Source organism: Actinoallomurus sp. NBC_01490, assembly GCF_036227085.1.
Lineage (GTDB): Bacteria > Actinomycetota > Actinomycetes > Streptosporangiales > Streptosporangiaceae > Actinoallomurus > Actinoallomurus oryzae.
Genome location: NZ_CP109433.1, coordinates 6,168,851 through 6,193,434, shown reverse-complemented (window position 1 = coordinate 6,193,434; position 24,584 = coordinate 6,168,851). Strand labels below are relative to the sequence as shown.

Annotated in this window: 30 protein-coding genes; 15 read left to right on the top strand and 15 right to left on the bottom strand. The window is 71.7% G+C overall.

Annotated elements, in window-relative coordinates; all coding sequences use genetic code 11:
* The first annotated feature begins 159 nt into the window (after positions 1–159).
* On the top strand, positions 160–1,416 hold the full coding sequence (locus OG417_RS28900; RefSeq protein ID WP_329234998.1) for an MFS transporter: 1,257 nt from the start codon (positions 160–162) through the stop codon (positions 1,414–1,416).
* Positions 1,417–1,515: 99 nt separating this feature from the next.
* Here OG417_RS28900 and OG417_RS28895 read toward each other — a convergent pair whose 3' ends face one another.
* Positions 1,516–1,872, bottom strand: coding sequence for a DUF488 domain-containing protein (locus OG417_RS28895; protein WP_329234995.1), 357 nt, complete (start codon positions 1,870–1,872; stop codon positions 1,516–1,518).
* A 178-nt stretch (positions 1,873–2,050) separates the two neighbouring features.
* Here OG417_RS28895 and OG417_RS28890 point away from each other — a divergent pair, with 178 nt between their 5' ends.
* Positions 2,051–3,109: a tyrosine-type recombinase/integrase gene (locus OG417_RS28890; protein ID WP_329234992.1), complete on the top strand. Its 1,059-nt coding sequence runs from the start codon at positions 2,051–2,053 to the stop codon at positions 3,107–3,109.
* Here the strand turns inward: OG417_RS28890 and OG417_RS28885 are convergent.
* Together OG417_RS28885 and OG417_RS28880 are read right to left on the bottom strand one after the other, a co-directional pair.
* The gene (locus tag OG417_RS28885) at positions 3,055–4,470 is read right to left on the bottom strand and encodes an MFS transporter (protein WP_329234989.1); all 1,416 of its coding nucleotides are present in this window, start codon (positions 4,468–4,470) and stop codon (positions 3,055–3,057) included. The two genes, OG417_RS28890 and OG417_RS28885, sit on opposite strands and share 55 nt — an antisense overlap.
* 169 nt (positions 4,471–4,639) lie before the next feature.
* Positions 4,640–5,737 carry an NAD(P)/FAD-dependent oxidoreductase gene (locus OG417_RS28880; protein WP_329234987.1) on the bottom strand — a complete coding sequence of 366 codons (1,098 nt, stop codon included), beginning with the start codon at positions 5,735–5,737 and terminating at the stop codon, positions 4,640–4,642.
* Positions 5,738–5,879: 142 nt separating this feature from the next.
* On the opposite strand from OG417_RS28880, the gene OG417_RS28875 reads away from it, so the two are divergent.
* Positions 5,880–6,359, top strand: a complete 480-nt coding sequence (locus tag OG417_RS28875) for a MarR family winged helix-turn-helix transcriptional regulator (protein ID WP_329234984.1) — start codon at positions 5,880–5,882, stop codon at positions 6,357–6,359.
* A 33-nt stretch (positions 6,360–6,392) separates the two neighbouring features.
* On the opposite strand, the gene OG417_RS28870 is transcribed toward OG417_RS28875, so the two are convergent.
* The 4 genes from OG417_RS28870 to OG417_RS28855 form a co-directional block, all read right to left on the bottom strand.
* Positions 6,393–7,580 (bottom strand): FAD-dependent monooxygenase, encoded by a 1,188-nt coding sequence (locus tag OG417_RS28870; RefSeq protein ID WP_329234981.1) that lies wholly within the window; start codon positions 7,578–7,580, stop codon positions 6,393–6,395.
* A gap of 8 nt (positions 7,581–7,588) precedes the next feature.
* Complete coding sequence (locus OG417_RS28865; RefSeq protein ID WP_329234978.1) at positions 7,589–8,182, bottom strand: TetR/AcrR family transcriptional regulator; 594 nt, start codon at positions 8,180–8,182, stop codon at positions 7,589–7,591.
* A gap of 101 nt (positions 8,183–8,283) precedes the next feature.
* Positions 8,284–8,895: a GNAT family N-acetyltransferase gene (locus OG417_RS28860; protein ID WP_329234976.1), complete on the bottom strand. Its 612-nt coding sequence runs from the start codon at positions 8,893–8,895 to the stop codon at positions 8,284–8,286.
* A 118-nt stretch (positions 8,896–9,013) separates the two neighbouring features.
* Complete coding sequence (locus tag OG417_RS28855; protein WP_329234973.1) at positions 9,014–9,745, bottom strand: SDR family oxidoreductase; 732 nt, start codon at positions 9,743–9,745, stop codon at positions 9,014–9,016.
* Positions 9,746–9,826: 81 nt separating this feature from the next.
* On the opposite strand from OG417_RS28855, the gene OG417_RS28850 reads away from it, so the two are divergent.
* Positions 9,827–10,453, top strand: coding sequence for a TetR/AcrR family transcriptional regulator (locus OG417_RS28850; RefSeq protein WP_329234970.1), 627 nt, complete (start codon positions 9,827–9,829; stop codon positions 10,451–10,453).
* Between the two features lie 265 nt (positions 10,454–10,718).
* On the opposite strand, the gene OG417_RS28845 is transcribed toward OG417_RS28850, so the two are convergent.
* On the bottom strand, positions 10,719–11,354 hold the full coding sequence (locus OG417_RS28845; RefSeq protein ID WP_329234968.1) for a LysE family translocator: 636 nt from the start codon (positions 11,352–11,354) through the stop codon (positions 10,719–10,721).
* 66 nt (positions 11,355–11,420) lie between these two features.
* Entirely contained in the window at positions 11,421–12,215 is a 795-nt protein-coding gene (locus OG417_RS28840; protein WP_329234965.1) for a hypothetical protein, read from the bottom strand.
* Between the two features lie 131 nt (positions 12,216–12,346).
* Between OG417_RS28840 and OG417_RS28835 the strand changes: the two genes are divergently transcribed.
* From OG417_RS28835 to OG417_RS28825, 3 genes are read left to right on the top strand one after another with little or no spacing between them, the layout of a single operon-like run.
* On the top strand, positions 12,347–13,351 hold the full coding sequence (locus tag OG417_RS28835) for an AAA family ATPase (RefSeq protein WP_329234962.1): 1,005 nt from the start codon (positions 12,347–12,349) through the stop codon (positions 13,349–13,351).
* Between the two features lie 8 nt (positions 13,352–13,359).
* Positions 13,360–14,313, top strand: coding sequence for a DUF58 domain-containing protein (locus tag OG417_RS28830; protein ID WP_329234959.1), 954 nt, complete (start codon positions 13,360–13,362; stop codon positions 14,311–14,313).
* Positions 14,310–15,257: a VWA domain-containing protein gene (locus OG417_RS28825; protein ID WP_329234957.1), complete on the top strand. Its 948-nt coding sequence runs from the start codon at positions 14,310–14,312 to the stop codon at positions 15,255–15,257. The genes OG417_RS28830 and OG417_RS28825 overlap by 4 nt, the downstream gene beginning before the upstream one ends.
* An 8-nt stretch (positions 15,258–15,265) precedes the next feature.
* Here the strand turns inward: OG417_RS28825 and OG417_RS28820 are convergent, their stop codons facing one another.
* Positions 15,266–15,715, bottom strand: a complete 450-nt coding sequence (locus OG417_RS28820) for a hypothetical protein (RefSeq protein ID WP_329234955.1) — start codon at positions 15,713–15,715, stop codon at positions 15,266–15,268.
* Positions 15,716–15,850: 135 nt separating this feature from the next.
* Here OG417_RS28820 and OG417_RS28815 point away from each other — a divergent pair, with 135 nt between their 5' ends.
* Positions 15,851–16,462 (top strand): class I SAM-dependent methyltransferase, encoded by a 612-nt coding sequence (locus OG417_RS28815; protein ID WP_329234953.1) that lies wholly within the window; start codon positions 15,851–15,853, stop codon positions 16,460–16,462.
* A complete protein-coding gene (locus tag OG417_RS28810; RefSeq protein WP_329234949.1) occupies positions 16,459–17,001 on the top strand; it encodes a TrmH family RNA methyltransferase in 543 nt (180 codons plus the stop codon). Before OG417_RS28815 ends, OG417_RS28810 begins: the two co-directional genes overlap by 4 nt.
* Positions 17,002–17,080: 79 nt before the next feature.
* On the opposite strand, the gene OG417_RS28805 is transcribed toward OG417_RS28810, so the two are convergent.
* Positions 17,081–17,293 carry an EF-hand domain-containing protein gene (locus OG417_RS28805; RefSeq protein WP_329234946.1) on the bottom strand — a complete coding sequence of 71 codons (213 nt, stop codon included), beginning with the start codon at positions 17,291–17,293 and terminating at the stop codon, positions 17,081–17,083.
* Between the two features lie 213 nt (positions 17,294–17,506).
* On the opposite strand from OG417_RS28805, the gene OG417_RS28800 reads away from it, so the two are divergent.
* The 3 genes from OG417_RS28800 (at position 17,507) to OG417_RS28790 (ending at position 20,279) form a co-directional block, all read left to right on the top strand.
* The gene (locus tag OG417_RS28800) at positions 17,507–18,307 is read left to right on the top strand and encodes a glycerophosphodiester phosphodiesterase (RefSeq protein WP_329234942.1); all 801 of its coding nucleotides are present in this window, start codon (positions 17,507–17,509) and stop codon (positions 18,305–18,307) included.
* 35 nt (positions 18,308–18,342) lie between these two features.
* Complete coding sequence (locus OG417_RS28795) at positions 18,343–19,746, top strand: MFS transporter (RefSeq protein ID WP_329234939.1); 1,404 nt, start codon at positions 18,343–18,345, stop codon at positions 19,744–19,746.
* Positions 19,747–19,934: 188 nt separating this feature from the next.
* The gene (locus OG417_RS28790) at positions 19,935–20,279 is read left to right on the top strand and encodes an RNA polymerase-binding protein RbpA (protein WP_141963948.1); all 345 of its coding nucleotides are present in this window, start codon (positions 19,935–19,937) and stop codon (positions 20,277–20,279) included.
* A 129-nt stretch (positions 20,280–20,408) separates the two neighbouring features.
* On the opposite strand, the gene OG417_RS28785 is transcribed toward OG417_RS28790, so the two are convergent.
* Positions 20,409–21,029: a winged helix-turn-helix transcriptional regulator gene (locus tag OG417_RS28785; RefSeq protein WP_329234936.1), complete on the bottom strand. Its 621-nt coding sequence runs from the start codon at positions 21,027–21,029 to the stop codon at positions 20,409–20,411.
* Between the two features lie 103 nt (positions 21,030–21,132).
* Between OG417_RS28785 and OG417_RS28780 the strand changes: the two genes are divergently transcribed.
* Both OG417_RS28780 and OG417_RS28775 read left to right on the top strand, forming a co-directional pair.
* Entirely contained in the window at positions 21,133–21,258 is a 126-nt protein-coding gene (locus tag OG417_RS28780) for a hypothetical protein (RefSeq protein ID WP_329234933.1), read from the top strand.
* Between the two features lie 4 nt (positions 21,259–21,262).
* Entirely contained in the window at positions 21,263–22,156 is an 894-nt protein-coding gene (locus OG417_RS28775; protein ID WP_329234930.1) for a maleylpyruvate isomerase N-terminal domain-containing protein, read from the top strand.
* Between the two features lie 91 nt (positions 22,157–22,247).
* Here the strand turns inward: OG417_RS28775 and OG417_RS28770 are convergent, their stop codons facing one another.
* Entirely contained in the window at positions 22,248–22,775 is a 528-nt protein-coding gene (locus OG417_RS28770) for an FxsA family protein (RefSeq protein ID WP_329234927.1), read from the bottom strand.
* Between the two features lie 62 nt (positions 22,776–22,837).
* The gene (locus OG417_RS28765; protein WP_329234924.1) at positions 22,838–23,218 is read right to left on the bottom strand and encodes a VOC family protein; all 381 of its coding nucleotides are present in this window, start codon (positions 23,216–23,218) and stop codon (positions 22,838–22,840) included.
* Positions 23,219–23,290: 72 nt separating this feature from the next.
* Here OG417_RS28765 and OG417_RS28760 point away from each other — a divergent pair, with 72 nt between their 5' ends.
* A complete protein-coding gene (locus OG417_RS28760; RefSeq protein ID WP_329234921.1) occupies positions 23,291–23,731 on the top strand; it encodes a MarR family winged helix-turn-helix transcriptional regulator in 441 nt (146 codons plus the stop codon).
* Positions 23,732–23,831: 100 nt separating this feature from the next.
* Here the strand turns inward: OG417_RS28760 and OG417_RS28755 are convergent, their stop codons facing one another.
* Positions 23,832–24,584, bottom strand: coding sequence for a polyprenol monophosphomannose synthase (locus OG417_RS28755; RefSeq protein ID WP_329234918.1), 753 nt, complete (start codon positions 24,582–24,584; stop codon positions 23,832–23,834).

Here is a 24,584-nt window from a genome sequence, read left to right as displayed (position 1 = left end):
ATGTGTGCGGTTCGAGCGGGCGACGCGCCGTTCGGCACCGTGGCGGCTCTTTGGCCGGGTGAGCGGATGCGGATCGGTCCACTCCCCTGAACGTCAGGCCGACCAAGGCGGCGGTTGACTCCTCCGGGCGCTGTCAGCGCCTCCCCGTACGGTCTGGCCATGATCTCCTGCGAGGCGCCGGTGTCTGGCGGGCGGCTCCCCCGCCACTACATCGTTTGGCTGGGCGGAGTGCTCGCCTCGATGCTCGGTGACACGGTCCTCTACTTCGCGCTGGGCTGGGCCGCGTCCGCGCACGGTGGGTCCGTCGCCGCTCTCGTACTGACCGCGATCAACCTGCCCCGGGCGCTGCTCCTGCTGGTCGGCGGTGCCGCCGGGGACCGGTTCGGTGCCCGGAAGATCATGTTGATCGGCGACGGCGTGATGATCGCTGTGACGGTGCTGCTGGCTCTGGTCGCCTTCCGGTGGGAGACGCCGACATGGCTGCTGATCGGTGCGGGTTTGCTGATCGGCGCGGTGGACGCCTTCTATCTGCCGGCGTCCGGATCCATGCCCCGGCGGCTGGTCGGAGCGGACAAGCTGCCCCGGGCTCTGGCCCTGCGGCAGACGGGCGGCCAGGTGGTCGCGCTGGCGGGTGGTTCACTGGGCGGCCTCGTCGTCACGGCCGTCGGCCTTCCGGGGGCCGCGCTCTTCGACGCGGCGACGTTCGGGATCGTCCTTTGGTCGATGGCCTCGGTCCGCCCCGCTCAGAAGGCCTCGGAGGCCGCCGCGCGGAAGGGCACCGTGCGGGAGGTGGCCGACGGTCTCCGGATCGCGTGGCGAGATCCGGTGTTGCGTGCCGCGCTCGTTCTGGTGTCGGCGGCGGCCGGGTCCCTGCTGCCGGTCATTTCACTGCTGGTGCCTCTGCTCGCCCGCCACCACGGATGGGGGCCGGGCGCGGCGGGGGTCGTCGCGGCGGCGCAGAGCCTCGGCGTCATCGGGATCGCGGCGCTCGTCGCCGGCCGGGGCGGCAGCGCGCGGCCAGGCCGGACCGCCGCCCTCGGTCTGATCATCGGTGGGTGCGGCACGGCGCTCCTGGCCCTCGCGCCCTCCCCCGCCGTGGCGGCGGGAGGCTCCGTGATCATCGGTATCGGGTCCGGGGTTTTCAGCGCTCACATCGCACCTCTTGTGCTCGCCACCACGCCGGACTCCCACCTGTCACGTCTGCAGGCCCTGCTGACCCTGGTCCAGAGCACCGCGCTGCTGGCGATGAACAACGCCCTGGGCAATGTCGCCGCGGCGGCGGGCCCCGCGCTCACTCTCGGCCTTTGCGCCGGCGCCGCGACGTTCACCGGTCTGGTGGGCCTGTGCTCGGCACATCTGCGCCGCGCCCCGGCCCACGTCGCGGCACCTGTCCCCGAACTGCGGCCTGCCCAGTGACGACAACGACGTCCGCGGGCCCGCGGAAGCACTCCCCTCTCCCCTGGTGTGGGTTTTCTGTTTGTTCGGAGATGAATTGTTACAACCCGCCACCCTGCTTTACGTAGTAAGGTTCAGGAGAGAGGCCAGGACGGCGGCGTTGCTGCGTGGTACGTCCTTGGTGGCGGTCACGAGGACGACCTTGCGGTCCGCGGCCAGCTCCTTCAGGCGCCGCAGCGCGTCGGCGGCCGGTGGGGTGTCCAGTTCGGCCTCGTAGCGGCGGCGGAACTCCTCGTAGCGGTCCGGGTCATGGCCGTACCAGCGCCGCAGGTCCGTGGAGGGCGCGACGTCCTTCAGCCACAGGTCCAGATGCGCGGCCTCCTTCGAGATGCCGCGTGGCCAGACCCGGTCGACCAGCACCCGGTACTCCCCCGCCGTGGCTTCGTCATAGATCCGTACGACGCCGACCTCGCGCACGTATCACCTCCGCGTTGACGGCGCCGTCCATCGGCGCCAGAGACCATACTTCCCGCCACGCGCTCGCCTGTATCGCCGGCCGCTCTCCCGCGTGTCCCGACGGGTTCCTTCATCTGGTGGGTCCGCCTCGGGGCGCTCGGCCGGGGAAATGTCGGAGGGGTCCGCTAACTTCTGGACAATGCGCCCCGCCGACGTCCGCCGTCTCACCGTCGATGAGGCGGTCGACCGTTACATCGACATGGTCCGTGCCAAGACCGTCACCGGTGCGCTGGCGCCGAGTACGGCTGAGGTGTACGCGCGTGACGTGCGGACGTTCGCGGTGCTGGCCGGCGGTGACCAGGTGCTGGACGATCTGACCGGTGAGGACGTCGACGAGGTGCTGCTGCGGTTCGCGTCCAAGCCGGATGGGCGTCGCAGCGGCTCGGCCGCTGGGGCGGGTCAGGGCGAGGCCGTGCAGAGTGGCGCGTCGCAGAGCCGGTTCCGCCGGTCGGTGTCGGCGTTCTTCCGGCACGCGACGGTGGCGGGCTGGGTGCAGCTGGACCCGATGCGGGCGGCCACGGTGGTGCCGCGCCATCGTGGCGGGCTGCGTCCGGAGCGGCGGGCGTTGACGCGTGAGCAGGCCGAGGGGCTGCTGGGCACGGCGCGTGAGCTGGCCGTGGGGTCACCGCAGGGGCGTAAACGGGCCGATCAGCGCACGGAGTTGCGGGACGCGCTGATCGTGATGCTGCTGGCGACGGTCGGGCCGCGGGTGTCGGAGCTGGTCCGCGCCGACATCGACCATTTCTTCGTCAACGACGGGGTGCGTTACTGGCGGATCTTCGGCAAGGGCGGGGCGACGCGTGACGTACCGCTCCCCCGTGAGGTCGCGGAGGTCCTGGACGCGTATCTGTCCGAGCGGAGGGCCCGCGAGACGGGTGGGGGTGCGCTGTTGCTGTCGTGGCGGGGGCGGCGGCTGGCGCGCGGTGACGTGCAGGCGGTGATCGACCGGGTGTTGGCGCGGGTGGATCCGCGGCATCGCCGTGGTGTGACTCCGCATGGTCTGCGGCACACCACGGCGACGCATCTGCTCGCCGCGGCGACCGACATGGACGCGGTACGCCGGGTGCTGGGGCACTCGGACCTGTCCACGCTGGGTCGTTACCGTGACGATCTGCCGGGTGAGCTGGAGGCGGCGATGCGGGCTCATCCGCTGCTGGGCGCCGGGTCCTCCGAGGCGGGTGACGTCCCGCCGGGGTGAGGGGCGGGGCGTTCGGTGGTCTCCAGGCGGTGGCCGGTGCTGCGGGGGCCGAGGACGGCGACGTCGAGGCAGAGGATGACCAGGATGACGGCCGAGCCGGTGAAGACGGTGCCGGCGCCGAGGTGGTCCAGGGCGTTGAGGGCGACGAACGGCAGTACGGCGGAGGTCGCGCGGGACAGGGAGTAGGCGACACTGATGGCGCTGCTGCGGATGCCGGTCGGGAAGATCTCCGCCTGGTAGGTGTGGAAGGCGTTGGAGAAGACGTTGGAGGCGCAGGTGAGCAGGAATCCGGCGGTGACGATCAACGCGGCGTCGCGGGCGTAGCCGAACATCAGGCCGGTGACGGCCATGACGAGCGCGGATCCGACGATGAGCCATTTGCGTTCGATGCGTTCGATGATCGGGACGGAGAGGGCGGACCCGATCGGGTAGCCGAGGAAGCTGAGGGCGGCGTAGCCGAGGGACTGGACGACGTCGAAGCCTTTGGCGCCGAGTACGACCGGTGCGAGGGAGCCGAAGCCGTAGTAGCCGACGGTCTGCAGGATCTGGAAGACCCACAGCATGACGGTGCGGCGGCGGTACGGTTCGCCGAACATCTGGGCGAGGGTGATCCGGGTGACGGGTTCGTCGGGGGTGTCCTGTACGGGCGGCAGCGGGCCTCGTACGGCGGCGGCCTGTTCGACGGCGGTGACGACCGCTTCGGCCTGGTCGGGGTGGCCCTGGGCGAGCAGCCAGCGCGGTGACTCGGGCAGGCGTGCGCGCAGGATCCACACGATGAGCGCGCCGATGGCGCCGAACACCAGCAGCCAGCGCCAGCCGTCGATCAGCAGGTGTTCGTCGGCGACGAACCGGCCGCCGAGGAACGCCGCGACCGGCACGCCGCAAAAGCCGATGGTGTAGGCCCAGGCGATGCAGCGGCCGCGGACGTGGCGTGGCATGAATTCGCTGAGGTAGGTGTCGACGAGGGTGAGTTCCGCGCCGAGCGCCAGGCCGCCCAGGAACCTCAGCAGCAGGAAGACCTCCAGGTTCGGGGCGAACGCGGTGAGGAGGGAGAACAGGGAGTACAGGCCGAGGTTGATCAGGAACATGCGGCGGCGGCCGAGCCGGTCGGCGGCGATGCCGAGTGCGATCGCGCCGACGAACATGCCGGCGAACGCGGAGGCGATGACGAGGGACTTCTCGTTCGTGCTGAGGTGCCACTCGTCGGTCAGGACCGCGCCGAGCACGCCGCCGAGGAAGACCTCGTACAGGTCGAAGAAGCTGCCCAGGCCGACGACGACGATCAGTGTCCAGTGCCAGCGGGTGAGCGGGAGGCGATCCAGGCGGGCGGTGATCGATCGGCCGGTCGGTTCCTGGGGCATGGGCGGCCTCCTCCTACGTCGGGGATGCCGCGCATGAAATCACTCCGGCCGTTGGTCAGGCCAGTGCGTGTCCGGCCCGTGAGATGCGGCGGCCTGTGGCGGAGCCGCCCGCCGTGGCGTCGTCGCCCGGTGCCGGCGGCGAATGGACGAGCTGGAACCAGCGGATCTGTCAGGCGCGGCCGAACCGGGAGGCGAACCGTGCGGTGAACAGGTCGGCGCCCTTGCGCTGGTAGACCGTCTCGGTGGTGGCCGCGGCGACGCCGTCTGGTGTGGGGAGCTGGCCGATGCCCGCGCGCGTTCCCAGCGGAAGCAGGATTCTTCGCTCGGGTGTCGGTGTGTGAACGGCGTCCGGGTGGTCGCCGGTGAGCTGGGCTTTGATGTTCTTCACCACGATGTCGGCATGTGTCATCGCGTAGGAGGCCATCTTGGGGTCGGGAAGAGCGGCGATGTCTCCGATCGCGTAGATGTGTTCGTAGCCCTGGACGTTCAGTCGCTCGGTGACCGGGACCGTTTTCTGCTCGGTCAGCGGCGAGAGGTGTCCGTCGGCCAGGTAGCCGGTGTTGATCTTGACGCCGAAGGCCTGGAACCAGATGTCCGCCACGATCTGCTCACCCTTGTCGGTAGTGACCGCGAAGCGGCCGGCCCGACCGGCCTCGACCGCCGGCAACGCGGTCAGGCCGGTACTCAGCCGCACGTCGATGCCGAGTTCGTCCAGCCGGCGGCGTAGCTCGTTCCGCACCTCGGGAAGGAAGCCGGGGAGCAACTGATCGGCCCTGTCGAGGACGACCACGTACTTGTCCGGCCAGACGTCCTTGATCTCTCCGGCGAGCTCCAGACCGACCGGGCCGGCGCCGAGGATCAGCACGCGGTCGGTTCCGGCCAGCTCCCTGTGGGTCTCGCGCAGATCGTCCAGTTGCTGGTCGATGCTCGTCGACGCATGGTGCGGTTTGGCCGGATACGTGTAGCCGGAGCCGGTGGCCAGGACCAGGTAGTCGGCCTCGACTCGCTCCCCCGAAGCGAGTGTGACGCCCTTCGGGTCCACTGAGACGGCTCTGTCGCGGATCACCCGTCCCTGTTGGAGCAGCGTCGCGAACGAGAAGAACGCGTTGTGCGCCCAGTCCGGCCGGGTCAGTGCCCGCAGCGACGCGGCGGCATTGACGAATGCCTCCCGGGGGTCGATGAGCGTGACGTCCGCCTCGGAGTCCAGCTCCTTGGCGACCAGTGACCCTCCATACCCTCCGCCGATGACCATTACTGCGTGATTCATTCTCGCTCCTCAGCGCGCCGTGGTTGGGCGGCACGCACGGCGCATCAAGGCGAGAGGCGGCGCCGGACATGCCTGAAGTTGACGCGACAACTTTAGGTGCGGCTTAGTTGTCACGTCAACTTCAGGCCGTTATGATCGTGCCATGACGAAGCCCCGCACACTGGAACCTGAGCAGTGGGAGCTTTGGAACAGCTGGATGCAGGCGCAGCGCCTCCTGGCCCGTGAGCTGGACCGCGATCTGCAACGCGACTACGGCATCTCCAAGGCCGAGTTCAGCGTGCTCGTGACCCTTCAACGGGCGGCCGAGGGCCGGATGCGCGTGGGCGAGCTCGCCGAGTCACTCGGCTGGGAGAAAAGCCGCGTGGCGCACCAGCTGACGCGGATGGAGAACCGCGAGCTCGTCGATCGGACCGCGAACCGGTCCGGCCGCCGGATCGGGATCAGGCTGACCGCCAAGGGCCGCACGGCCGTGGAGAACGCCATCCTGGGGCATGGGGACAACATCCGCCGATACTTCTTCGAAACGCTCACGCCCGAGCAGGCCTCGGCCATCCACGCGTGGAGTCGGCAGGTGGTCGACAGCATTGAAGCGCGCTGCGGTGAGGGCCCCGCCGCTCCTTAGCGGACTTTTCGTTTGTCTGCGCCATCAGCGCCATCAGCCCGGGACGGGGCCGAGCGGGCGGTCGATGATGGCGGTGGACTTGCCGACGAGGGCGGTGGCGACGTAGCGGTCGATGAAGGGGACGTGGGCCAGCTTGAGGGCGGCGCGCCGGACGTGGAGCTGGGTGGTGGTGGCGGGGATGAACCAGCGGGTCCCCTTGCGGGCCGCCTGCTGTTTCTCGGTGGCCAGGGGACGGAGTGTGCGTTCGTAGCCGTCCAGCGCGGCCTCGACGGTCGGGGCGTGGGACAGGTGCTCGGCCAGGACGTAGGCGCCGGTGATGCCGAGGGAGGCGCCCTGGCCGGCCAACAGGGACACGGCGTAGGCGGCGTCACCGACCAGTACGACGCGGTCGCGGCTCCAGGCGGGCAGGTCGATCTGGGCGACCTGGTCGTAGTACACGTGTTCGGGTGGCGGGCAGGCGGCCAGGGCGCGTGGCGCCACCCAGCCGAGGGGGGCGTACTCGCGGCGGATCGCCTCGCGCGGGTCGGCCGGGAGCGCAGGGTCGGCGGTGCGGTGCACGGTGAAGACGGCGACGCGTTCGCCGCGCAGCCCGTAGAAGCCCATCTGGCGGTCGACGGTGTCGGTCAGGCAGAACCGCCCGGCCACCAGGGCGTGGATGTCGGGGTCGTCGAATGAGTAGGCGGCGGTGTGGAAGCCCAGGTAGCGCAGGAACTCGCGTTCGGGCCCGAAGATCTGGCCGCGGACGGTCGAGTGGATCCCGTCGGCGCCGACCAGCAGATCGGCCTCGATCGTGCTGCCGTCGCTGAGGGTGACGGTGACACCGTCGGCGCGGTTGTCGATGCCGGTGAGGGTGGTGGCGTGGCATATCTCGACGCTGCCGGGGACGTGGTCGCGCAGCGCGCGTTCGAGGTCGGGGCGCATGATGCTGGTCAGCCGGCCGTCCACGATCTTGGCGAACTGGGCGAAGCGCATGCTCGCGCGCCGGCGGCCGTGGTGGTCGCGGTAGCTCATCTCTTCGACGTCATAGCCGAGTTCGCGGATGCGAGGCAGTACGCCCATGGCCTCCGCGGCGTCGTAGCCGGGACCGAAGAAGTCGATCATGTAGCCCTGGGCACGGGGGCCGGGCGCCTTCTCCACGACGACGACCTCGGCTCCGATGGTGTCGAGGCGCTGGGCGAGGGCCAGGCCGGCGATGCCGGCTCCACAGATGATCACCTTCATGAGGGATCTCACTGCTCCTTGGTCGAGGGTCGCGGTTCGGCGGGAGCGACGAGGCGGCGCAGAACGGCCGTCAGGTCCGCCGCGTCCGGGCCGGGGCCGAGCGCGCGGTGCAGCATGATGCCGTCGATCGCGGCCGCGATCACCGCGGCCGTCGCGTCGGGGGCAGGGACCCGGTGCTCGGCCAGCCGACCGGCCAGCGCCCGGCGGAACTCGGCGACGACCCCGCCCAGGGAGCGGCGCAGGTCCTCATCGCGGCCGGCGGCCAGGTAGGCCTCGGCGAACAGCAGCGACGTCGGGTCCCGGCCGTCGTAGGCGGCCAGGAACTCCATCATCAGCCCCAGTGCCTCACCGGGCGTGCGCGCGTGTGCCAGGCCCGCGCCGGCCTGCTCGATCAGGTCGTGCATCACCGCCAGTGCCGCCTCGGTCAGCAGCGCCTGAACCGAGGCGAAGTGGTAGTGCACCACGCCGGGGGCCACGCCGGCCCGTTCGGCCAGCATCCGGGTGCTGACGGCCGCCCAGCCCCGCTCGGCGATCAGTTCGGCCGCCGCCGCCAGCAGCCGCCGGCGCGCCTCACGTCCGCGATCCGCCGCCGTCGTACTCATCGTTCCCACCTTCTGGTCGATCGCCCTGTACATTCGCATTGGGCGATCGCCCAAATTTAGCACGACGAGTCCGCCGTACGCCTCGAGCGGAGTCGCCTCCCCTATGACGCGGCGGGACCGCCTTGTCCACGGGCCTTGAGCCATTCGCGTGCGAGGAGTCCGTAGACGACGTCGTCGTCGCGTTGTCCGCCGGGGAAGACCACGGCTTCGCGCAGCAGGCCCTCCTCGGTGAATCCCAGGCGGCGGGCCACGCCGCGACTGCGCGCGTTGTCGGTGCCGGTCCGCAGCTCCACCCGGTCCAGGCCGATGGGGCCGAACGCCTGGTCCAGGACCGCCGTGACGGCTCGGGTGACCAGCCCCCGCCCTTCGAACGCGGGGTCGATCCAGTAGCCGATCTCTCCGGTCCGCATGGCCGTGTCGATCCTCAGGCTGACCGCGCCGACCAGCCGCCAGTCCCGGCCCGCCGGCACCGCGATGTCGAGGGGCAGCTGTGTTCCCTCGAGCCACGCCCGGCCCTGCTGTTCCAGGCGGGAGCGGGTCTCATCGAGCGTTGCCGGACTGTCGGCGTCGAAGCCCGGGTCCCAGCGCGCGAGACGCTTGTAGTTGGCCGTCAGCAGGGCCTGGTGAGCCTCCGCGATCGCGACCGTACGCGGTATCAGCGCCGCGTCGTCGCCGAGCGGACAGGTGAACATGGCGGGGGTGACCGTCGACACTCGTTCTCCCATTGAGTCGGTAGTGAGGCATCAGCCTCGGGGGCAGGCGCCGAGCGGTCAACGGGTTATGGCAGCCGGACGAGGCCGGCGGAGATGCCATGGCGGGTGAGGCGTTCGGCTACCAGGGGACGCGCCCTTGGTCGTTGAAGAATCCGCCGGTGGGACCGTCGGCCAGCGCGGCCAGCTCCACGATGATCTGGGCGCCCTCCTCGACGGTGCGGGAGCCGCGGTGCCCGGTGAGGTCGGTGGCGGTGTACCCGGGCGTCGCCGCGTTGATCTTGATGCGGGACAGGTCGGGGTCCTTGGCGAAGGCGTGGGCGTACTGAACGGTGAGCATGTTGAGCGCGGTCTTCGACGACGAGTACGCGATCCGGCGGCCGGCGTCGCCGCCGAAATCGGTACCACCGCTCGTCAACCCCAACGAGGCGGTGGTGCTGGACACGTTGACGATGCGCGGCGCCGCCGAGGCGCGCAACAGCGGCAGCATCGCGTGAATGACCGTGACGACGCCGAAGACGTTGACCTCGTAGGTGTGGCGCATCTCGAGCGCCGTGGTGTCGGCGGCGAGCCGGTCCACGACGGTGCCCGCGTTGTTGACCAGCACGTCGAGTCGTCCATAGTCCCGGCGCAGCCGATCTGCCACCGCTTCGACACTGGCGGAGTCGGTCACGTCGAGCCGTACCGGCACGGCCGCCCCGCCGGCGCGAAGCTCCCCGGCGGCTGCGATACCGCGCTCCGGATCGCGGCTGCCCATCACCACGGTCATCCCGCGCTCCAGGAGCTGCCGGGCCGTCTCCTTGCCCAGCCCCTTGTTCGCCCCGGTCACGAGCGCCACAGGACGGTCGACCATGACTCACTCCTTCTTCCCCGCGACATCCGCCGAATTCATGTTACAAGCTGTATCTCAAGATACTAGCTGTATCATGAGTGGGTGGCCACGTCAGAGTCGAAGGAAGCCGGGCCGGGATTGCGGGCCGCGGGCGTGCAGCGGACCCGGCGCAGCATCCTCACCGCCGCACGCCGGCATCTCATCGAGACCGGCTACCACCGGCTCAGCCTGGAGGACGTCGCCGCCGACGCCGGCGTCACCCGGGTCACCATCTACCGGCACTTCGACTCCAAGCTCGGCCTGCTCGACGCCGTCGCCGAGGACCTCTCCCGGCAGGCCGGCCTCGTCCCCGGCATGCATGAGGCGGCCAAGGTCGCCGAACCGGTGCCCGCCTTCACCGCGATGGTCAGGGAGCTGTGCCGCTTCTGGAGCACCGACCCGGAAGTCTTCCGGCGGCTGATCAGCCTGTCGGCCGTGGATCCCGAAGCCCAGCGCGTCGTCGCCGGCCGGGAACACTGGCGATACCAGCAGATCAGCGTGTTCGTGCAGCGCCTGGCCTCCGCCGACCGCCTCCGGGCCCCTTTCGACGTACCGCAGGCCACCGCCGTCGTCGGAACCGTGACGAGCTTTCCGGCGTGCGACGAGATCGCCACACGCCTCCGGACGGACCTGACCGAGTTGGACCGGATACTCCTGCCCGTGCTCGCCGGCGTCGTCCGACTCGACTGATCGACAAGCTCTCGCATTCCCGAGTGCCGCGGCGACCCCATGCCGGGTCACCGCCGAACCGCTGAGCTGGGCAAGAACGGCGACGGAACCGGTTTCCACAGGGGCTGTGGAAAACTCGGTGGGTAACCGCCGCCCAATACCCACATAGGTGGCGATTTCCCCGGCCGAACTGTGGAAAGCCCTGTGGATAACCGGGGGACAACGCGGCCGGCGGAACACCGCCCACGCGAGCGCCGCGCGTACCGGAGACAGGTCCTGACCGGCGCTAACGAGACTCCGCCGCGAGCCGCAGACCCAGGCCGACCAGCACGACCCCGGACAGCTGTTCGAGCCGCCGCCGCACCGCCGGCCGGCCGAGCGCCCGACCGGCGCGGCCCGCCAGCCAGATCAGGCTCAGGTACCAGACCATGTCGATCAGCGCCCAGACCAACGACAGCGCCACCAGCACCGGCAGGACGGGCGCACCGTGCGGGACGAACTGCGGCAGGAACGACACCGCGAACACCCCCGCCTTGGGGTTGGCCGCGTTCGTCAGCAGGCCCAGCCGGTAGGCCCGCCACCGCGACACCGGCGCCGCCCGCACCCCCGGCTCCCCCGCCCGCTCCACGGGACGCCGGCGGCGCGCGGACCACAGCGCCCGCACGCCCATCCACACCAGGAACACCGCACCCGCCACCCGGATCGTGTCATAGGCGATCCGCGAGGCCAGCAGCAGCGCGGTCAGCCCGAACGCGGCCGCCAGCCCCCACAGCACGATCCCGGTCTCGTTGCCCAGCATCGCCGCCACGCCCGCGCGGCGGCCCGCGGTGACCGACTGGCGCACGATCACCGCCGTGCTCGGTCCCGGGATCAGGGCCACGACGATCGCGGCGCCGGCGAAGGCGAACAGCATCTGGATCATCGCCTCATGCTGGCCCGGGTCCGCGCACGCGGGCAACCGGCTTTCGCCCCCGGGGAGACGGGCGGCCTACCAGCTCGTACGGGCCGTGACCGGGCCGCCGTGCCCGGCGGGGTTCATCGTGCCCGGCCCTCCGGTCCGCGACGGCCCCGGCGTCTTCGACTTCTCGCCCGACCGTGACGGCGACGGGCTCGGCCTGGACGGCGTCGGCTCCGGCGGCGGAGGCGGCTGCACCGGCACCGTCGTGGGCACCTCGGTCGGCGTCGGCGGCTTCGGGGACGGCTCACAGGAGTACAGCAGGAGGACGAGCAGGCCGAGCAGGACCAGCAGCGCCGCCAGCGACGCGACCGCCGCCGCCAGGCCCTTGGTGTCACGCGCGGCCTCCGGGCCGGCGGGCGGCGCCGGAGGGGGCTGCAACGCCGGCGCCTTGGGACCGGACAGCCAGTACTGCTGGAAGCTGGGGCCGCCACGGCGGCGCCGGCCCAGCCCCCAGCCGCGTTCGAGCAGCACCGGCTTCAAGAAGCGTTCCGCCCCCGGACGGCCCTCCTCGTGCGCCGTGGCCACCCACGGCGCGCCGCCGTCGGGCAGCGCCGCCACCACCGGCGACGGGCCGCCCGGCCCGGCCGGGCGCGGGACCGAGGGGACCACGCCCACCCGCGGCGACTCGGCCTCCACCGCGGCGCGGAACCGGTCACGGGCCGCCGCGTCACCGGCCGCGGCGGTGGTCAGCAGCGCCACCTCCACCCGGCGGCCCTGAGGATCGGCGGCCAGGTACACGATGCCGGCGGCGGACTCGTGCAGGCGCGACTCCAGCCGGAACGGCCCGAGCTCGGCCGGGTCCCCGACCTGCAGCGGCTTCGGCATGCGGCCTGCCTCCCCTCGCCTGCGGCCTGGCGCGACACACTAACAGCCTCGGCGCTCGGCGGGCCTTCAGCCAGATCGCATAAGGTCGTGCTCGTTGGCGCTGCAACGAGACCCTGACCTTGAGGGACTACATGACCATCGCTGTAGGGGACATCGACCAGGCCGCGGCGCTGCTGCAGCAGAGCGTAGCCGAAGTCAAGAAGGTCATCGTCGGCCAGGAACACATGGTCGAGCGCATGGTGATCGCGCTGCTCGCCCGCGGCCACTGCCTCCTCGAGGGCGTCCCCGGCGTCGCCAAGACCCTGGCCGTGGGCACGCTCGCCACCGTCGTCGGCGGGTCGTTCGCGCGGCTGCAGTTCACCCCGGACCTGGTGCCCTCCGACATCGTCGGCACCCGCATCTACCATCCCTCCACCGAGCAGTTCGACGTCGAGCTCGGCCCGGTCTTCGTCAACTTCGTCCTCGCCGACGAGATCAACCGCGCGCCCGCCAAGGTGCAGTCGGCGCTGCTGGAGGTCATGGCCGAACGCCAGGTCTCCCTCGGCGGCAAGACCCACCCGCTGCCGCGGCCGTTCGTGGTCCTGGCCACCCAGAACCCCATCGAGTCCGAAGGCGTCTACCCGCTGCCGGAGGCGCAGCGCGACCGGTTCCTGATGAAGGTCAACGTCGCCTATCCCGGCGCGACCGAGGAGATGCAGATCCTGCAGCGGATGAGCGTCGACCCGCCCGACGCCGCGCAGATCCTCGACCCGGCGAGCCTCATCCGCCTGCAGAAGGCCGCCGACGAGATCGCCGTGCACGAGCTGGTCGCCGACTACATCGTCCGGCTCGTCATGGCCACCAGAGAACCCGAGCAGTACCACCTGTCGGATCTGAAGGGCGTCATCGAGATCGGCGCCAGTCCCCGCGCGACCCTGGGCCTGGTCGCCTCCGCGCGTGCCCTGGCCCTGCTGCGCGGCCGCGACTACGTGCTGCCCGACGACGTACGCGACGTCGCCGTCGACGTGATGTCCCACCGGATCCTGCTGTCCTTCGACGCCATCGCCGACGGCATCGACCCGGTCGGCATCGTCCAGCGGATCCTGACCACCGTGCCGCCGCCACGCGTCGTGTGGAACAGCGAATACGCTTCATGAGCGGCGCGATGAGGTCCGACAGGCTCGGTGAGCTGGCCCCCGAGCGGTCCCTGCGGCGGCTCGAACTCGCCGTCACCCGACGGCTCGACGGCCTGCTGCACGGCGAGCACCTGGGCATTCTTCCCGGGCCCGGCAGCGACCTGGCCGAGGCCCGCCTCTACCAGCCCGGTGAGGACGACGTACGGCACATGGACTGGGCCGTCACCGCCCGCACCACCACCCCGCACGTCCGTGACCTGATCGCCGACCACGAGCTGGAGGTCTGGGCGCTGGCCGACCTGTCCCCCAGCATGGACTTCGGCACCGCGGCCATGGAGAAACGCGACCTGGTCGTCGCCGCGCTCGCCGCCGTCGGATTCCTCACCACGCGGCTCGGCGACCGTGTCGGCGCCTACATCACCCACGGAGAAGGCCTGCGGCGCTGGCCCGCCCGTACGGGCCGCACCGCGATGTACGCGCTGTTGCAGGCGCTGCTGGACGCGCCCCGCACCGACCCGGGCCGGCCGGGCCCCTCGCTCGCCGAGGCGCTCACCAGCCTGGCCCGCGGCCAGTTCAAACGCGGCCTGCGGGTGGTCATCTCCGACTTCCTGGACCAGGAGCGCACCGGTGACGGCGAACTGGCCTGGCAGCGTCCGATGCGGCGGCTGGCCGTCCGCCACCAGGTCATCGCCGTGGAGATCATCGATCCGCGTGAGCTGGACCTGCCCGACGTCGGCCCGGTGATGATGACCGATCCGGAGACCGGCGAGGTACGGGAGATCATCTTGTCCCGGCGGGTCCGTGAGCGGTACGCCGCGGCCGCCGCCGCGCAGCGGGCCCGTACCCGCGAGGCCATCCGCGGCTGCGGCGCCGCCCACCTCGTCCTGCGCACCGACCGTGACTGGATCAGCGACGTCGCCCGCTTCGCGCTGCAACAGCGTCGCGTCGCCGGGCGTGCCCACCCGCAGGGGAGCCGCGCATGACCTTCCTGTCCCCGGGCCGGCTCTGGCTCCTGGCCCTCGTCCCGGTGCTGGCGGGCCTGTACCTGCTCATGCAGGCGCGTCGCCGGCAGGCGGCGGTCCGCTTCACGAACCTGGCGCTGTTGTCGCACGTCGCGCCGCGCCGGCCCGGCTGGCGGCGGCATCTCGCGGCGCTGCTGTTCCTGCTGTCGGTCATCCTCATGACCGTCGGGTTCGCCCGCCCGGCCAAGCCGGTCAAGGTGCCCCGCGAGCGCGCCACGATCATCGTCGCGATCGACGTGTCGCTGTCGATGAAGGCCACCGACGTGGCGCCCAGCCGGCTCGACGCGGCCAAGGCCGCGGCCAAGAAGTTCGTCCAGGACCTGCCGATCCGCTTCAACGTCGGCCTGGTCAGCTTCTCCGGCAGCGCCTCGGCGGTGGTCGCGCCGACGTTCGACCGCGAGGCGGTCGGCCATGCCATCGACGCGCTGCAGCTGGGCAAGGGCACCGCCATCGGGGAGGCCGTCTTCACCTCGCTGCAGTCGATCCGTTCGTTCGACGCGCGCGCCAACGAGGACCCTCCGCCCTCGCACATCGTGCTGCTGTCCGACGGTGACAACCAGAGCGGCCGGTCGGTCATGGAGGCCGCCGAGGCCGCCCGCGCCGCGAAGGTCCCCGTCTCCACGATCGCCTTCGGCACCCCGTACGGCATCGTCGACATCGACGGGGAGACCGTGCCCGTCCAGGTGAACAAGGCCACGTTGCGCAACCTCGCGCACGACACCTCCGGCAAGGCCTACGAGGCGCAGGCCGGGTCGGAGCTGTCGGAGGTCTACCGGCACATCGGCAGCTCGCTCGGGTACCGCATCGAACGCCAGGAGGCGGCCTCGCAGTACATCCTCGTGGCGCTGCTGTTCGCCCTCGCCGCCGGCGGCCTGTCGCTGGTGTGGTTCCAGCGGCTGCCCTGAGCGGGCCCTCAGCGGCGTGAGGCGGGCCGTACGCCGCGCGCGACGTACCCGATGATGCCGAGCAGCACCAGCACGCCGAGGCCGTCGCTCAGCCCCTCCCACAGGCTGCCGAACAGGCCGTCGCCGCTGAGGAACAGGAACGAGGCGAACACCGTCGCCGCCGTCCCGGCCGCCGGCACCAGCGCGTAGGACCACGGGTGCTGCTGCGCCCACGCCCGCGTACGGTCCTGGCCGCGGCGCAGCAGCGCGCCGCCGGCGCCGATGAGGAAGAACACCGCGAGGCCGAACGACAGCGGCCCGGCGACGCTCAGGTGACCGCCGAGCAGGTGCAGCGCGAGGTCGGCGCCGCCCGCCACCGCTCCCCCGGCCAGCGCGGCCGCCCAGGGTCCCTGTGAGGCCGCCGACATCGCGATCCACGCCGAGTCCGAACGGCTCGGCACATCCGGTTGATACGTCATATCGCGATGATGCGTCCGCCGGGCGCGGAACGCCATCAGGGATTCCCCCGACTCGCCCCTGAGGCCACCCCCACACCCGCGGGCCGGGGGCCGCGGCGTCACGCACGCGCCGCCGCGCTGGTACGGTCGGCCGACGTGGGGGAGCACTACTTCGCCGAGCGTCCGCAGGCGCGCAGCCGGCCGGGCACCGTGGACCTCGTCCTGCCCGATCTGCACTTCCGGCTGGCGACCGACCGGGGCATGTTCTCCCCCGACCGCGTCGACCTCGGCACACGCGTCCTGCTCGACAGCGTGCCGCCCCCTCCCCCCGACGGCGACCTGCTCGACCTCGGATGCGGGTACGGGCCGATCGCGCTGACCATGGCCGCGCGATCGCCGCAGGCGATCGTCTGGGGTGTGGACGTCAACGAACGGGCACTGGAATGCGGGCGGGACAACGCCCGAGCCGCCGGCCTTGACAACGTAAGGTTCGAACTCGAACGCGACGTCCCGGCCGGCACGCGCTTCGCCGCGATCTGGTCCAACCCGCCGATCCGCATCGGCAAGCCCGCCCTGCACGCCCTGCTGGACACCTGGCTGCCTCGCCTGGTCCCCGGCGGCCGGGCCCACCTGGTCGTGCAGAAGAACCTCGGCTCGGACTCCCTGCAACGCTGGCTCGAGAGCCGGGGACGGCCCACCGAACGCCTCACCTCACGCGCCGGCTACCGGGTCCTGGCCGTCACCAACCCCGAGAAGGACACACCGTGACCACCGCCGACGCCCGCAGGCAGCTGCGCGCCACCGACGTCAAGCGCCTCAACCGCGGCTGGCGGCGCCGTACCGAAAGCCGTCTCGGCCTGCTCGTGGAGTCGGTGACCCAGCCGTTCAACGTCGGCTCGATCATGCGGTCCGCGGCGGCGTTCGGCGTGGAGCACCTGTGGCTCGCCGGCAACGCCGCTCCCCCGACCCACCCCGGCGCCCGCAAGACCGGGCTGGGCACCGAACGGCTCGTCCCCTGGGACCCGGCCGTCCCCGTCCCCGACGCCGTCCGCGCCGCGCGCGAGGCCGGGTTCCGCATCGTCGCGATCGAGCTGACCGCCGACGCGCTGCCCCTGCACGAGGCGCCGCTGGAGGGCGACGTGTGCCTGGCCGTCGGCGGCGAGGACCACGGCTGCTCCCCCGCCCTGCTCGGCGCCGCGGACGCGGTCGCCTACATCCCCCAGATCGGGCGCGTCGGCTCCCTCAACGTCGCGGTCGCCACCGCGATCGCCCTGGCCGAGACCCGGCGCCGCGAATGGGCCCGCTGACCCCGCCCGCGGCGCCGGGAAGACCCGCCTGAGACCGCTGCCCTGCCCTGCCGCGCGGCGCGGGCGGCGGGTTCGCGGGTCAGCCCTTCGCCATGTAGGTGGCGAACTCCTCCAGCGAGATCTCCCCGTCCCCGTCGGAGTCCATCCGCTGGACGACCTCCGTGGCGGTCTCCTCGGTGATGTCCTCACCGAGGGCCTTCATCAGCTGCTTCAGCTCGGTGGCCGAGATGTGCCCGTCCTTGTTCCCGTCGACGATCTCGAACGTCGCCGCGTAGGCGCCGGTGTCCGCCATGATCAAGCCTTCCTTGCTCGGAGACGCGGCCACCGCGGGCCGCAGCGCACGACAACCTAGTCCAAAAGCGGTAACCCGGAAGACATGGACACGACGCCGCGGCGATCGGTTCCCCCGATGGAGTCGGGGTGTGAAGACCCGGCCGCGCGCCTTTACGAAGTAAGGTGGGTGGTGAATCGCGTTACCGGCCGCCGAGCCGCCATACTCGAACAGGTGTCACCGGAGTTTGCGTTCCTCGATCATCCCGGGCCCATCCCGTTCGCCCACCGGGGCGGCTCCCTGAACGGCCTGGAGAACTCCATGGCGGCGTTCGGCCACGCCATCGACCTGGGCTACCGCTACCTGGAGACGGACGTACGGGCCACGGCCGACGGCGTGCTGCTCACCTTCCACGACGCCGACCTGGAGCGGGTCACCGGGCGCGCCGGCGAGATCGCCCGCCTGCCCTACGCCGAGGTCGCCACCGCCCGCATCGGCGGTCGCGAGCCGATCCCGCTGCTGGAGGACGTCCTGGGCGCCTGGCCGGCCGCCCGCCTCAACATCGACGTCAAGGCCGAGACCGCGATCGCCCCGCTCACCGAGGTGCTGCGCCGCACCAACGCCTGGGACCGCGTGTGCGTGACCTCCTTCTCCTCCCGGCGGCTGAGACTCGTACGCGCCCGCATGCGGCTGCTCGCCGGCCGCGACGTGTGCACCGCGCTCGGCCCCCGCGGCGTCGCCGCGCTGCGCGCCCACTCCCTCGCCGGGCCGCTGTCGGTGCTGCTGCGCACCGCCGCGACCGGCGCGCCGTGCGCGCAGGTGCCCTACCGGCTCGGCCGCAGCCGCTTCGTCACCCCCTCCTTCCTCGCCGGCGCGCACACCCTGGGCCTGAAGGTCCACGCCTGGACCGTCAACGACGCCGCCGAGATGGCGCGGCTGCTCGATCTGGGCATCGACGGCATCATCACCGACGACATCGAGACCCTCCGGGACCTGATGAAGGCCCGCGGCCTGTGGGCGACCGCCACCACATGACCGGGCGAAACGACCGAACCGACGAAACGGCCCCCATGATCACCCCCTCCGGCGAAGCCGGGCCCACGACCGGGCCCACGACCGGGCGCAGCGAGACGGCGCCCGCCGCGGCGGCCCCGGGCAGCCGCCGCCGCGAGCAGCGCGGCTGGTACTTCTACGACTGGGCCAACTCCGCCTTCTCCACCACGGTCGTGACCGTCTTCCTCGGCCCGTACCTGAGCACGATCGCCCGCGCCGCCGCGGACGCGCACGGCTGGGTCCACCCGCTGGGCCTGGACGTCCGCGCCAAGGCCGTCTTCCCCTTCGCCGTCACCGTCTCGGTGATCGCCCAGGTCGTGCTGCTGCCCGTCACCGGCGCCGTCATCGACCACACCGGCCGCAAACGCCGCACCCTCGCCCTGTTCGCCTACCTCGGCTCGTTCGCCACGATCGGGCTGTTCTTCGCCTCCGGCGGCCGCTACCTGCTCGCCGCGGCCCTGTTCATCCTCGCCAACATCTCCCTGGGCTGCGCCGACGTCGCCTACAACGCCTTCCTGCCCGACATCGCCGACCCCGACGAACGCGACGCGGTCTCCTCCCGCGGCTGGGGCATCGGCTACCTCGGCGGCGGGCTGCTGCTCGCCCTCAACCTCGTGCTGTACCTGCTGCACGACTCCTTCGGGCTGTCGCAGGCCATGGCGGTACGGATCAGCCTCGCCTCGGCCGGCGTGTGGTGGGCCGCCTTCACGCTCATCCCGCTGCGCCGCCTGCGCGACCGGCACCGGGCCCGTACGGGCGAGACCGCGTTCGGCGCCGTACGGGCCGGGTTCGCCCAGCTCGGCCTCACCCTCAAGGACCTGCGCAACCGGCCGGTCACGCTGCTGTTCCTGCTGGCGTTCCTGATCTACAACGACGGCGTGCAGACCGTGATCACGCTCGCGGCGACGTACGCGACCGAAGAACTCGACCTGGGCCAGTCGGTCGTGATCGGCGCGGTGCTGCTGGTGCAGTTCGTGGCGTTCGGCGGGGCGCTGCTGCTCGGCCGGCTCGCCGACCGGTACGGCACCCGCCGCGTCGTGCTGACCTCGCTCGTCGCCTGGACGGTCGTCGTGCTGGCCAGCTACACGCTGCGACGCGGCTCGATCGCGCAGTTCATCGTCCTGGCCGCCGTGATCGGCGTGGTCATGGGCGGCACGCAGGCCCTGTCACGGTCGCTGTTCTCCCACCTGGTGCCGCGTGAGCGCACCGCGGAGTACTTCGGGTTCTATGAGATCAGCGACAAGGGCACGAGCTGGATCGGGCCGCTGGTGTTCGCGTTCGCCCTGCAGCTGACCGACAGCTACCGCAGCGCGATCGTCTCCCTCGTGATCTTCTTCGTCGTCGGGTTCGCGCTGCTGATCACCGTGGACGTCCCCCGCGGCGTCCGCGAGGCCGGCAACCCCCTCCCCCGCCGCGTCTGAGCCACCGCAGGACCCCGGCGGCCGGGCGCCCCGGCCGGCACCGCCGCGCCGGCTCCGGACGATCTTCGATCGCCGGCGCGGACGCGTGAAAACCGCAGGGTTGGACCGGCGCTGAGGCGGGAATCTTGTGACGGTATCCAGCGTTGCTCCACTAACGAGAACGCAAGCCGTCTGGGAGGCACGTCACGATGGCCGAGCGCGCACTTCGCGGCACCCGACTCGGAGCCACAAGCTACGAGAACGACCGAAACACCGACCTGGCGCCCCGTCAGGAGGTCATGTACGACTGCCCGAAGGGCCACCGGTTCACCGTCATCCTGGCCGCCGAGGCCGAGGTGCCGATGACCTGGGAGTGCCGGAGCTGCGGCGCCACGGCCCTGATGGTCGACGGGGAGATGCCACAGTCCAAGAAGGGCAAACCCCCGCGCACCCACTGGGACATGCTCATGGAACGCCGCTCGATCGAAGATCTGGAAGAGGTCCTCGCCGAGCGCCTGGCCGTGCTGCGGGCCCAACGCAGGAAGACCGCCTGACCCGAAGAATCGTTGACGGGCCGTGCCGCCAGACCCCTCGGCGGCGCGGCCCGTCGCCGTTCGGTGCCGAGCGTGACGGCGAGGCCCGGCGAGAGGTCAGCGGAGCGTGGAGCCTGCGACGGGGGCGCCTCAGGGGCCGAACAGGGCTCGTACGGCGGCTTCATCGCCGTCGATGTCGACGAGCCCATGGACGTCGTCGAGGGTGAGCGCACCCGCTGCCAGCCCGAGAACGATCGGGGCGTCAGCGCGCACGACGACATCGAGATCGCGCCCATCATGCAGGGCCACCTCCACACCCGAGCGCGTCGACCGCACCTGGAGCAGCCGGCCGTCGACCGCGATCCCCACCGTCGGCGCCTGGAGTGCGGCCCTGCCGGCGAGCAGGGCCCGGAGGCCGACGACGAGCCATTCGGCCTGGAAGCGGTCGCCGCCCGACCCGCGCGCCATGAGCGGCGTGGACCAGCGGATGAGGCCCTCGACCGGCTCCCGCAGCTCCGCGCCCCATGGGGTGAGCGCGTACACGATGGCGTTGCCCTCCTCTGCCAACCGCCGCTCGACCACCCCGGCGGTCTCAAGGTCGCGAAGACGGTCGGCGAGCAGGTTGGTGGCCACGCCGCCGAGCCCGTCGAGCAGCTCGCGGTAGCGGGCGGGACCGATGAGGAGCTGGCGGACGATGAGCAGATTCCACCGGTCGCCGACGACATCGAGTGCCCGGGCGAGACCGCAGTACTGGCCGTAGCTCCGACTCATGCCGACCACTTTACATTCTCAAGCTTCACTGAGAACATCCAGCACATCGCCCGGTAGGCGATCAAGGCCGACGCCGCAGCACGGCGACCCGACCCGGTCGCCGGTGGATCGCGAGGTGATCGGCGCCCTGCGGGAGGAGTCCGGCCGCGTCGCCCTGGCCGGGGCCCGTCGCCGGCCGGCCCGGGCCGTGGGACGGCCACCGGCACAAGCGCTCACGCCACAGGAGTGAATCGATGACCGACACCCCCCACCTCGGGCGAGGCCCAGACGCCGGCGCCCGGGAGGGTGCCGACACGGTGGCCGCGACGCACGGCGGCGCACCCGACACCATGGCCCAGGCACGTGCGGCGTTGCGGGAGGTGGTTCCCCGCCTCGTCACACTCGTGCGGAGCGTCCCCGACACCGGCTCCGTCGCGGTCGGCACCTGGACGGTGGGCGATGTCGCGGCTCACCTGACCCATGTTCTCCGCATGGACACCGACGCCCTCGCCGGAGCACCGGTCCCCGAGGCGACGGTGACAACGGCGGGAATGGCCGAGGCCAACGCCGCGATGCTGGCCCTGGACGGCGAACGGGCCCCATCGGTACTCGCCGATCACATCGGCACGCTGGCGGACGAGTTCGACGCCATCGCGTCGCGTTCGCGAGCGGCCACCGTCGATTGGCTGCAAGGCACCCACCTGCCGCCGTCGGCGGTGGCGTGCCACCTGCTCGAGGAATGCCTGATCCACGGCCATGACATCGCCACGGCCGCCGGGCGCCCGTGGCCGATCCGGCGCCACCACGCTCTGCTCGCCATCGAGGGCGCCGTACTTCCGCTCATCGCGGCTCTGCCGCCCACCGCCATGGTGAACCAGGACAAGGCGGGGTCCTTCCGAGCCCGCTTCGACCTGCGCCTGCGTGGAGGCCGACGCACGCTGATGGTCTTCGACCGCGGGTCGTTGACGATCGAGGCGGGGGACGCACGCAACGTTGACGCCCATCTGTCCGCCGACCCCGCCGCGCTGATGCTGGTGTTCATCGGCCGACGCGCGCTAGGGAAACCGCTTCTTGGCGGAAAGCTCACCGCCTGGGGCCCTCGGCCCTGGAAACTCCTCCGCATGCTCACCGCCATCAGCCCCCCGTAGGCCGTCAGGCTCTGATCACACGGACCGTTCTCGATGGCGGCCGGTGGTGGCGGCGCGCAACGACGGGTGCCGTCACCGGACGGGCGAGCGCTCAGCGCGGCTCAGGCGGGTCGTCCTCGATCACTTCGCCCCGTACGACGCGGTGGCCGGTGCCCGTGCCGCCCGCAGAGCCGCTCTGCGGGCCCGGCTCGCTCCGGGGCCGGGGCATGTCGCCGAAACCCCCGAAGGAGGCCGCTGCGTGGCTCTGCGCGACGCGGACGCGGCGCCCGACGTACGCCGACAGCGCCCGGCGGACGAGCGGCCGGGTGAACGGCAGGACGAACACCAGGCCCGCGACGTCGGTGAGGAAGCCGGGCGTCAGCAGCAGGACGCCGCCGACGAGCACCAGCGCGGCGTCGGCCAGTTCACGGTCGGGCAGCCCGCCCTGCCGGAACGACTCGGTCAGCGCGCGCCAGGCCCGCCGCCCTTCGCGGCGTATGATCCACGCGCCCAGCAGGCTCTCCAAGATCAGCAAAGCCACCGTGGGCCATCCGCCGATGGCGTGACCGACCTGGAGGATCACATAGATCTCCAGGACCGGAACCGCCAGGAAGGCGATGACCAGCGTCGCGCGCAGCATGCCTCCATTGTGACGCGCCCGGCGCATGGTTCGCGCGCCCGGCCGCACATCGGGCGCCACTGTCACGGGACCGCGGTGAACAGTTCGTAGCTGTGACCGTCAGGGTCGCGGACATAGACGCCCCGTCCCCCGCCGAGATGGTTCACCTGCCGGTCCCAGCCGTTCGCCGGCCCGGAGCCGAACGCGATCCCCGGCGCCCGCCGCAGGCGCGCCAGCACGCCGTCGAAGGTGGCGTCGTCGACGAGGAACGCGTAATGGCCCGGCGTGGCCCCGCGCCGGTCATCGAAGTCGAAGGTCAGGTCGCCGTTGATCCGTACCGGCGAGAAGGGCCCGGCGTCCGCGTCCGGCGCGGGGGCCGGCAGGCCCAGCAGGTCCGCCAGGAACGCGGCCGAGGCGCGCCGGTCGCTCGCGGGCACGATCAGGTGGTTCAGCACGACGGGCATGGCGTCACTCCCTCGAATGTATGCGAATCGCATACGAATATACATGCGATTCGCACGTATAGGATGGCGTCCATGCGTCCCGATGAGGCCGATGACGGCGGGCCGGCGCTGTTCCGGCTGGTGCGGTTCTGGTCACGCCGCTGGAGCGGCCTGGCCGCCGAGGAGCTGACCGGGCAGGCGCGCCACGTCCAGCACATCCTCACCGTCGAGGCGGTCGAGGGCGCGGCCGAGGCCGACGTGGGCACGATCGCGCACCGGCTGGGCCTGGACCACTCCGGCGCCAGCCGCATGGCCCGCGACGCGGTCGCCGCGGGCTACCTCGTACGCGCGGCCTCCGAGCGTGACCGCCGGCGCGCGTCGCTGCGCCTGACCGCCGACGGCCGGGCGCTGCTGGAGGGCTCGCGGCGATGGCAGCGCCGGACCTTCGCCGAGCTCACCTCCGGCTGGGACCGGGCCGACCGGGAGCGCTTCGCCGCCTACCTGCGGCGGCTCGCCGACGAGCAGGGCGCCTGAGACTCGTCGCGTGTGACGATCACCGGCGCCCGCCTTTACGTAGTAAGGTCGTGCCTGGCCGCGGGAAATACGGCGCCGGTCCCGGCCACCGCGCGCTCTCTCAGGACGGGCGGCGTCCCGCCAGGCGGCCCAGGCGGCCCTCAACGCCCCACCGGGTGAGCTTGACGAACGCCTCGACCATGATGTCGCGGCTCATCTTGCTCGCGCCGTGGGTGCGCTCGACGAACGTGATCGGCACCTCGGCGACCTTCAGCCCCGCGCGTACGGTGCGCAGCGTCAGGTCCACCTGGAAGCAGTAGCCCTGCGACGTCACGTCGTCGATGCCGATCTTGCTCAGCGTCGTGGCGCGGTAGGCGCGGAAGCCGCCGGTCGAGTCGTGGACGTGGAAGCCCAGCAGCACCCGCGAGTAGGTGTTGGCGCCGCGCGAGAGCGCCTCGCGCTTCTTCGGCCAGTTCTCCACCCGGCCGCCGCGAACCCACCGCGACCCGATCACCAGGTCGTTGTCCTCCAGCGCGCTGAGCAGCCGGGGCAGCTCCTCGGGCTGGTGCGAGCCGTCCGCGTCCATCTCGACCAGCACGTCGAAGCCGCGTTCGAGGCCCCACCGGAACCCCGCGACGTACGCGGCACCCAGGCCTTCCTTGCCCTTACGGTGCAGCACGTGCACATGGTCGTCCTCGGCCGCGAGGCGATCGGCGATCTCCCCGGTGCCGTCGGGGCTCGCGTCATCGGCCACGAGCACCTCGGCCTGCGGCACGGACGCGCGGACCCGTCCGACGATGCTCTCGACGTTCTCGCGCTCCTGATACGTCGGGATGATCACCAGAACCCGTCCGACGCCCTCCGTGGTCTCCAC

Coding starts and splice junctions, on each gene's coding strand:
- OG417_RS28900 (WP_329234998.1), top strand. CDS start 160: ATGATCTCCTGCGAGGCGCCGGTGTCTGGCGGGCGGCTCCCCCGCCAC.
- OG417_RS28890 (WP_329234992.1), top strand. CDS start 2,051: ATGCGCCCCGCCGACGTCCGCCGTCTCACCGTCGATGAGGCGGTCGAC.
- OG417_RS28885 (WP_329234989.1), bottom strand. CDS start 4,470: ATGCCCCAGGAACCGACCGGCCGATCGATCACCGCCCGCCTGGATCGC.
- OG417_RS28880 (WP_329234987.1), bottom strand. CDS start 5,737: ATGAATCACGCAGTAATGGTCATCGGCGGAGGGTATGGAGGGTCACTG.
- OG417_RS28875 (WP_329234984.1), top strand. CDS start 5,880: ATGACGAAGCCCCGCACACTGGAACCTGAGCAGTGGGAGCTTTGGAAC.
- OG417_RS28870 (WP_329234981.1), bottom strand. CDS start 7,580: ATGAAGGTGATCATCTGTGGAGCCGGCATCGCCGGCCTGGCCCTCGCC.
- OG417_RS28865 (WP_329234978.1), bottom strand. CDS start 8,182: ATGAGTACGACGGCGGCGGATCGCGGACGTGAGGCGCGCCGGCGGCTG.
- OG417_RS28855 (WP_329234973.1), bottom strand. CDS start 9,745: ATGGTCGACCGTCCTGTGGCGCTCGTGACCGGGGCGAACAAGGGGCTG.
- OG417_RS28845 (WP_329234968.1), bottom strand. CDS start 11,354: ATGATCCAGATGCTGTTCGCCTTCGCCGGCGCCGCGATCGTCGTGGCC.
- OG417_RS28840 (WP_329234965.1), bottom strand. CDS start 12,215: ATGCCGAAGCCGCTGCAGGTCGGGGACCCGGCCGAGCTCGGGCCGTTC.
- OG417_RS28835 (WP_329234962.1), top strand. CDS start 12,347: ATGACCATCGCTGTAGGGGACATCGACCAGGCCGCGGCGCTGCTGCAG.
- OG417_RS28830 (WP_329234959.1), top strand. CDS start 13,360: ATGAGGTCCGACAGGCTCGGTGAGCTGGCCCCCGAGCGGTCCCTGCGG.
- OG417_RS28825 (WP_329234957.1), top strand. CDS start 14,310: ATGACCTTCCTGTCCCCGGGCCGGCTCTGGCTCCTGGCCCTCGTCCCG.
- OG417_RS28820 (WP_329234955.1), bottom strand. CDS start 15,715: ATGACGTATCAACCGGATGTGCCGAGCCGTTCGGACTCGGCGTGGATC.
- OG417_RS28805 (WP_329234946.1), bottom strand. CDS start 17,293: ATGGCGGACACCGGCGCCTACGCGGCGACGTTCGAGATCGTCGACGGG.
- OG417_RS28795 (WP_329234939.1), top strand. CDS start 18,343: ATGATCACCCCCTCCGGCGAAGCCGGGCCCACGACCGGGCCCACGACC.
- OG417_RS28790 (WP_141963948.1), top strand. CDS start 19,935: ATGGCCGAGCGCGCACTTCGCGGCACCCGACTCGGAGCCACAAGCTAC.
- OG417_RS28785 (WP_329234936.1), bottom strand. CDS start 21,029: ATGAGTCGGAGCTACGGCCAGTACTGCGGTCTCGCCCGGGCACTCGAT.
- OG417_RS28775 (WP_329234930.1), top strand. CDS start 21,263: ATGACCGACACCCCCCACCTCGGGCGAGGCCCAGACGCCGGCGCCCGG.
- OG417_RS28770 (WP_329234927.1), bottom strand. CDS start 22,775: ATGCTGCGCGCGACGCTGGTCATCGCCTTCCTGGCGGTTCCGGTCCTG.
- OG417_RS28765 (WP_329234924.1), bottom strand. CDS start 23,218: ATGCCCGTCGTGCTGAACCACCTGATCGTGCCCGCGAGCGACCGGCGC.
- OG417_RS28760 (WP_329234921.1), top strand. CDS start 23,291: ATGCGTCCCGATGAGGCCGATGACGGCGGGCCGGCGCTGTTCCGGCTG.